Origin of the sequence: Pantoea sp. 18069 (assembly GCF_902706035.1) — a bacterium.
Taxonomy (GTDB): Bacteria; Pseudomonadota; Gammaproteobacteria; order Burkholderiales; family Burkholderiaceae_C; genus Comamonas.
The window spans coordinates 1-451 of the sequence record NZ_CACSJA010000115.1 but is presented as its reverse complement, the minus strand read 5'-3'; the positions used below and the strand labels follow the sequence as shown (position 1 = coordinate 451).

Genomic DNA, 451 nt, shown 5'->3' with positions numbered 1-451 from the left:
GTTCAGCGCCGGGCTCCAGTTATTGCCGACAATACTGTGATGATCGAAACGCAGCCCCGGCGTTACGATGGTGCTGTCAGTCAGCTCCATGTTGTTTTCGGCAAACAGCGAGAAAATTTCTGCTTTTGAATACGGGCTACGGTCGGTGGCACTCACGCCATCAATAGCGCCACCGGTATTCGTTCCGGTCAGTGCCTGGGTGTTGGAACTTAAGTCCTTCATCCGTTGCTGATTCCACTCCGTACCCAGCGTCAGCGTCTGGTTAACGAGGAAATCAATCGGCAGGTTAACTTCGCTGTGCAGCATCACGTCATCAAGATCGATATCGACGAAATCCTGTGTCGCTTTTTCGTTAAATTTCCCTTCGGTACCGCCCGCCAGACCTTCCGGAATACGCGAGTTACGGGTGTGTTCGTACTGCACCCAGTTGCTGGTGGTCACGCCGTTATCC

Annotated in this window: 1 protein-coding gene; it reads right to left on the bottom strand. The window is 53.2% G+C overall.

Features of this window, described 5'->3' with window-relative positions:
* Nucleotides 1-451: TonB-dependent receptor (locus GVL12_RS25815; RefSeq protein ID WP_159918392.1), on the bottom strand; the 451-nt coding region annotated here is incomplete at both ends.